The sequence below is a fragment of the Nostoc sp. genome, from assembly GCF_036919675.1.
GTDB lineage: Bacteria > Cyanobacteriota > Cyanobacteriia > Cyanobacteriales > Nostocaceae > Nostoc.
The window spans coordinates 1-7,226 of the sequence record NZ_JBALCP010000071.1 but is presented as its reverse complement, the minus strand read 5'-3'; the positions used below and the strand labels follow the sequence as shown (position 1 = coordinate 7,226).

Annotated in this window: 3 protein-coding genes and 1 pseudogene; 2 read left to right on the top strand and 2 right to left on the bottom strand. The window is 37.2% G+C overall.

Features of this window, described 5'->3' with window-relative positions:
• Positions 1-291: 291 nt before the first annotated feature.
• Together V7K49_RS15140 and V7K49_RS15130 are read right to left on the bottom strand one after the other, a co-directional pair.
• The gene (locus tag V7K49_RS15140; protein ID WP_335206246.1) at positions 292-1,335 is read right to left on the bottom strand and encodes a helix-turn-helix transcriptional regulator; all 1,044 of its coding nucleotides are present in this window, start codon (positions 1,333-1,335) and stop codon (positions 292-294) included.
• 292 nt (positions 1,336-1,627) lie between these two features.
• A pseudogene (locus V7K49_RS15130) lies at positions 1,628-1,794 on the bottom strand (DNA double-strand break repair protein Mre11); the annotation flags it as partial.
• A 265-nt stretch (positions 1,795-2,059) separates the two neighbouring features.
• Between V7K49_RS15130 and V7K49_RS15125 the strand changes: the two are divergent.
• Positions 2,060-6,070 (top strand): DUF4011 domain-containing protein, encoded by a 4,011-nt coding sequence (locus V7K49_RS15125; RefSeq protein WP_335206245.1) that lies wholly within the window; start codon positions 2,060-2,062, stop codon positions 6,068-6,070.
• Between the two features lie 114 nt (positions 6,071-6,184).
• Positions 6,185-7,156: a hypothetical protein gene (locus tag V7K49_RS15120; RefSeq protein WP_335206244.1), complete on the top strand. Its 972-nt coding sequence runs from the start codon at positions 6,185-6,187 to the stop codon at positions 7,154-7,156.
• Positions 7,157-7,226: the final 70 nt, after the last annotated feature.

The following is a 7,226-nucleotide window of genomic DNA, read 5'->3' as shown; positions in this document are numbered from 1 at the left end:
ATCAGTGAGAATTCTTTGAGTTGCATTCAATCTCAGTACACTTGGGTGATAACCCTCAGTTTATCTGCTTTTTGGCTTAACCGAACCGTATTGTGTACACCCTAGTACCGCAAGGCGGAAGTCAAAAATCAAAAGTCAAAAGTCAAAAGTATTATGGAATAAGCTCTTTAGGGATTTTAAATGGTTGCTTTATTTACGCCGTGGCGTACTAGTCTTGTAAGAAAGTGAGATTCATCGCACTGACGTTAATTTTTCCACTCTTATTCCTAATCCCTAATCGCTTTTACACGATCATTCCATAACAATCTTCCCGGCTCGACAAGCACTAGGGGTAATACCAAACTTGCGCTTAAAAGCGTTTCTAAAATGACCTAGATGTGAGTAACCAACCACATTTGCCACTTCTTCCACAGTCATTTTGCCCTCTTGTAAAAACTGCTTTGCTTGTTCCAAACGGTAAGAGCGCAAACAAGCAAATGCAGTTGTCCCAAAAATTTTACGAAAGCCAAGTTTTAGCTTCATATGATGCAGCCCGACAAGTTGTGCTAAATCAATTAGCGAAGGTGGCTCGATCTGATTTTGAATTAAAATTTCCTTAGCCTGGTAAATCCTTTCCACATCAACAGGCTTGAGACTAGTAACTGGATACTGTCCCTGTTGAGTTTCGACAAACTGAGTCAATTGCCACGATAGAAGTTCGATGACTTTACTTTCTAAATACATTCGCTTCATCATCCCCTGATGAGGACAATGCAAGATTTGCTCTAAGGCTAAATGCATTTGCTGGGTAATTTGACCAACTTGACGATGGAATAGAGGTAGAGTATCAGACTCTAGCAGTACTTGTAATGGTTCAGGTAGAACTTCTGAACCTGTAGAAAATGACCTGAAGAAATCGAAGTTGAAAAGAATTAAAATTGTCAGTTCTGTACCTACTGCCACTTCGTCAATTTGTTTAATATCTGACAAATAAAATAAATAGTTTTTACCCGCTTGGTGTATATAATCAGCTTTGAAAGATTTTTCTTGATTTCCAGAAATCACTATCCTACTACTTCCTGCCAGGTGAAACCTTGCAACAATCGATTCATGAGTGTCAAACAAGTTTTCTACACTTAAGTTCCTGAGCCATGTGCCATCATACAGCACCAGATGAACTCCGTGTCGCAGTTGAACTTCACGATAACTGCCTGTAACATAGCGATCGCTATATCTGACAATGCGATCGTAACCTTCGGTGTTGTAGACCACCTGATACTGCTTGCGACTTTCTATATGCTGTTGATGGTATTGTGCTGATGTAATTATCTCCATAGCCTTTGACTGCTCAACCACAAGTATTTTTAGTATCTTGCAGAATGGCGACTTTGTTTTTAGTCGAAGCAGCGATCGCTCACCCCTAACATTTGTGCCAATTCCACCAATGTTGGCGGATTCTCCAGACGGGAAAGCAAAATTTCCTTAGCTTTCAACTTCTGTTCCCTTCTTCCGGTGCTGTAATGGTAATAGTCATATAGAGGATGCAATCGCCTAGCGTGTGCGATCGCGCACGCTACGTGTCCAAGGACTCAGCACAATCGTCCCATTCTTCATTCCATCATCCTTCTCCTCTAACTTCCCCTAAAACCCCACCAAATATCACCATATCAACAGTATCTGTCAGCGCTCGGTCAATACATTTAGACCGGCTATTGACAAAATCCTCCAACCGTGCAATCAATCCAGTTGCAGGATTAATTAGTCCGTGGGAGAAGCCGCTTCCCATGTGTCGCAGAGATGAAGAATTTTAATCATACATATCTTAATTTAACTATATGAGGTTAAATTACCACGCCAATCATACTATTGCTTACAGCAGTCTGCGTTTTAATAAACCATAGCTTAGAAGTTTTACATATAACGTCGCTAAGATTGAGATTTTTAAAAGTGTCGTCTACTTGAATAAAAATTGCTGTGTCTGCAATTTGTAACAAACGATGATTTTTAGAATACATATTACTTACAATAAAAGTATTAAAACACAGGCTTAGTCTTGTAAAGCACTACCAATTAAAAGCGAATGAGTATCTCAGACACTCAGACAATCCAAGAAAAAATCCAGATTTGGAAGAAAAAACTTGCTGGCGACTCCAACAGTAATCCTTTACTTGATTTTCGCAAAAATAAAAAACCAGTAATTGATATTCTTACAACCTCTTCAGTTTTATATAAAAACTTTGTACGAGAAGAACCCACTCCATTTCCTTTTAGTCAACTCACAAGCAAGCAGAGTGATACTGACCGGATCAGGCTATTAGATGAACTTCGTAAAGGTGCGAAATCAAGCTTGGAAGAGAAGGGTTTTAATAGTCTCTTTCTAATCTTTGGTACTTTAACATGGTTTGACCACGAAAAACCCCAGGAAAAGTATGTTTCTCCAATCCTGCTCGTTCCAGTCAAATTGGAAAAAAAGGGCAGAAAGTCGCCAGAGTTCACACTCTACTCTACTGATGATGATATTTCTATTAACTTTATTTTAGTCAACAAGTTACGTGAAGATTTTAATATTACACTGCCTGAGAGCGATCGCGTTCCGAAATTGAGTTATGAGAGTTTTTTTGATGCTGTTCGTGGTGCGATCGCTAAACAACCTGACTGGCAAGTAGAAGAAACAGCACACATTACTTTGTTCCAAGATGCAAAAGCAGCAATGATTAAAGACTTGGAACAAAATCAGGACAAGATAGCTAATCATCCTATCTTGAAAGAACTAGCCATAAAACGAATACCTAATAATGTCAATAAGTCCGCAATTCCTCAAGAGCAAGAACTTGAGAAAATAGACCCCTCATCAATTTATCAAATATGTGACGCCGATTCCAGCCAGCAAGTAGTTATAGAAGCTGTAAAGGCAGGACTTAGCTGTGTAGTACAGGGGCCTCCTGGTACAGGAAAAAGCCAAACTATTGTTAACATCATCACTGAGTTAATCGGCAAAAATAAGAAAGTGCTTGTAGTTGCCGAAAAGCAAACTGCTCTAGAAGTCGTTTTTGATAGACTTAAAAAAAGTAAGTTGGAAGATGCTTGTCTAAATTTACACCACCAAGTCACAACAAAAGCAAAAGATTTTTTCAATGAACTAAACCAAACTGTCACTCAGCTTTCAGAAAGAAACGAAGCACAACAGCGAGATTCGGATACATTCTTTAAACCTTTACGTGACTATCGGCAAGTTCTCAATGATCATGTGGTAGGTTTACATAAACGTGAGCAACCATTAAATAAATCTGCTTTTGACCTGTATGGCGAAATTCTTAGGTTAGAACGAAAAGAAACTCCTGTGCTAGAGTTTAATCTTGATAATCTAGACGATTGGTCAGAAACCAGATTATTGGAAGCAAAAATACCACTGGAAAAACTTGGTCAATTCGAGGCTATATTTCGGGGAAGGCAAAAAACGATATGGTCAAATAGTCCACTAAAATCTGAATCTTGGTCGTCTGATATCAATAATTATTTACGTCGTAATATTGACAATCTCAGTCAAGGAATAAAACTTGCTCAGGATACTGTAGGTTCATTGACGCAACTGCTAAAAATAACAGAACCACTTGAAACATTGTATGATTTTGAACGGTTACAACCAGCAGTAGCTCATATCCTTGATGCTCCATCAGGAATTGAAACTTGGTCTATTTCAACAGATTTAGTTGATTTGAGACAGTTGTATTCTCATTTAGAAAAAGAGATTAGAAAGTATCAATCTATTAATTCTACACTAAATGCTCAGTATACTCGTGAATTTTTAACTTTTGATTTGTTAGAACTTAGGAGACTTTTTGCAAGAAGATTTACAGGTATTTTTCGCTTCATTCAACCAGCTTATTGGCAATGGCGTAATGCTAAGAGGCGCGAACGTCAACGTCTCATAGCTCTATGGCAAGACCAAAATAGAGTTTCTGAGCAAAAATTAATTGCAGATATTGAAGAAGCAATTGAGCGCCAAAATATTTTAAGTATATTAAAAGACCCACAATCTCAAGCTCGTACAGCTTTTGGTTCTTCATTTAATGAAGAAATGACGGATTTACTAAGTATTGAGCGAGGTCTTGAATGGTTGGAAATAGTAAATCAACAGCGCCAATTAGATAAAAAGACAATAGCCGCAGTTATTGCTTCAAGAGAACGCTATCAGGAGCTAAGAACATTTTTAGAAAATTTTGAATCATCCTTAAATCAGATTAAAGAAGGCTTTAAATTCTTAAGAGACAACTTTCCTCAAGAACGAGTAACAGCATTAGGTATATTGGAAAAAACACCCTTAAAGGAAATTGAAAATTTCAGACAACAAGCCCACAATGAGATTGATTTATTCCAACAGTGGTTATACTATCAACAAATTGTACGTCAATTAGAAGCCATTGGAACCAAAGATTTTTTATCTAAGCTACGAGATTCTAACTTCCTACCAAATGATTGGTTTTCCGTTTTACAAAAAGGCGTATATGAAAATTGGCTGCGACACATACATAATGATAATTTAGAGTTGCGAAACTTTAACCAGGATTTCCATGAGCGGAAAATAAATGAGTTTTCTGAAAAAGATAAACAACAGTATGAAGTTGCAATAGAACGTTTGAGACAACTCCATGCCAAACGTTGGCAAGATTGGTTAACACAGCCGGAAGCAGTACAACAAGTGAAATCTCTTAAAGATGAAAGTAAAAAGCAAAGGGGACAACAAAAAATTCGTCAATTTATCAAAAATGCGCCTCAACTTGTTACTACCCTCAAGCCGTGTTGGTTAATGAGTCCCTTAGGGGTTAGTCAATATATAGATGCTGACGCAGTGGAGTTTGATGTTGTTATCTTTGACGAAGCTTCTCAAGTTCGGACTGAAAATGCAGTATCTTCTATTATGCGAGCAAAACAGCTAATTGTTGTTGGAGATAACCAGCAGCTACCGCCAAGCTCTTACTTTGAAAGTACAGCTTCCGATGATAGCAACGATGAAGAAGAAGTTTATGAAAATTTGCTTGATGAGTGTTCCCCTTTATCAATTATGAAAGAATTTACTTTGAGGTGGCACTACCGCAGCCAAAATGAGAGCCTCATTGCCTTTTCAAACCAAAAATTTTACAATTCAAAACTCATTTCTTTCCCTAACCCTGTAAAAGATGCTAGCCGAGGTGTAGATTTCCATTTCGTTGAAGGAGGAATATATGACCGTGGTGGTCGCGGAGACAATATCCGTGAAGCAGAGGAAGTCGCAAAGCTGACAGTGCAACATTTTCAGCAATACTCTAAGCAATCCTTGGGTATTATTACCTCAAGTAAACAACAAGCAAAAGCCATCTGGGAACAACTCAAACAAATCAGTATTAAACATCCTAAGATAGAAGAATTTTGTCAAGAAAACTCGGATAAGTTTTTTGTTAAACCAATCGATGATGTTCAAGGTGATGAGCGAGATGTAATTTTCCTAAGTTTTGGCTTTGGTTTTGATAACAAAAACCCAGGTAAGTTGAATCACAGCTTTGGTTACTTCAGTAAAAAACAGCAAGATTTAGGAAAACGACGATTAAACGTTGCAATAACTCGCGCTAGATGCAAATTTGTATTAGTAGCTTCGATTAAGCAGGAGAATATTAACCCCAAAGTAAGTCCACAAGCTGCATTAATTAAGGAGTATTTTACATACGTTCAAAGTGGCGGTCAAAAACTAGATGAAAAATGTGATGATGACCTGTCTCACTCTGATTTGCCATTTGAAGAAGATATATATCAGGTTTTAACAGAAAGAAAATACGCAGTTAAGAAACGGGTAGGTCGTTCAGCTTATCCAATTGACTTAGTTGTGATGGATAATTCCAAGCCAGAAACAGAAGAGTCTCTTCTAGGCATTGTATGTGATGGAGTAACGTATCGTGACTATTCTACAGTACGCGATCGCGATCGCCTTCGCCAAGAAGTCCTACAAAAATTAGGCTGGCGCATTTACAGAATTTGGTCTCGTGAATGGAACCGCAACAGAGAAACTCAAATAAACCGACTAGTACAGTATATAGAGAATCTACGCAATCAGAAATAAACACAGTTACTATTGTAGCTTTATAAACAAAGATTTAAGTAAAACTAGGATTTTCTATGGTAGTAGCACTAATTGAAGAACTGTTGAACTAAAGTTCAACAGTTGCAATTAATCATGATTGCGGTTTCTACTGGAGAGTTGAAAATTCACGAAAAAGAGAAAGAGTATACACTACTTTATAAAAATATTGCTGACCTGATGGAATCTATTGAAGAGGAAGGGGTTTACATCGAAAATCCTAATAACTTTAAATCTCTTTCAGATTGGCGCGATCGCTGGTCATCTTTAGAAAGGGGATATGCTTCAAAAGCAGGATATATTCATGACCTATACACTACCTTTTTCAATCAAATTGATATTGTTTTATGTCAGCACTATGTTAAAGGTAAATCTCACCAACAGTTAGTTGAAGAGTGGCAAATATCACAATTTGAACACCTGATAGTAGAAATTAAAAAGTTAAAGGGAATCATGATTTCGGTTGCTATTCAGGGAGAGACTGTTTATTTAATTAAATCTGAGGAGGAAAATTATATTAAGCTCTACCGAGAGATTACATTACAAATAAGTATCCTGCGGGAAATAGGTATACTTGTTCCACATCCCAATAACTTTAGGTCACTTTGGCAATGGTATAAGTACTGGTCATTCAAACTAGATAAGTTATATGCTGTACGCGAGGAATATATTGATAATCTCTATGAAACTGTTTTAAAACATATTGAAAGAGCTTTGAAAAAACACCGTACTCAAAAGACTTCAGTAGAAGAGTTTCTTCAGGATTTGAAGCGCCGATTTAATCAGGTCACTTATACGCAGGCTATTACAGATTCTACAATCCTAACCCCAATTTTAAGCAACAATGTGCAAACTTCTAATGTCAAATTGAATGAGATATTTCAGCAAAAAACATCGGAATCTATCGCTGATTCATTCTCTCTTGCACCTACTAAAACTGTTGATAATTTATTATTTGCAACTGAAAATTATGGCTTAAGTTGGACAAAAGAGAACTTCATGAATCCAGAAATATTTTTAGAGCAGAGAGATGTGACACCATTAATTATACCAAGTTGCAATAGATAGTATTATTTAATGGAAGTAAAATTGGTGTACAGTGATGCCTCGGACTCGGATTAAGATCATTCCTCACCTG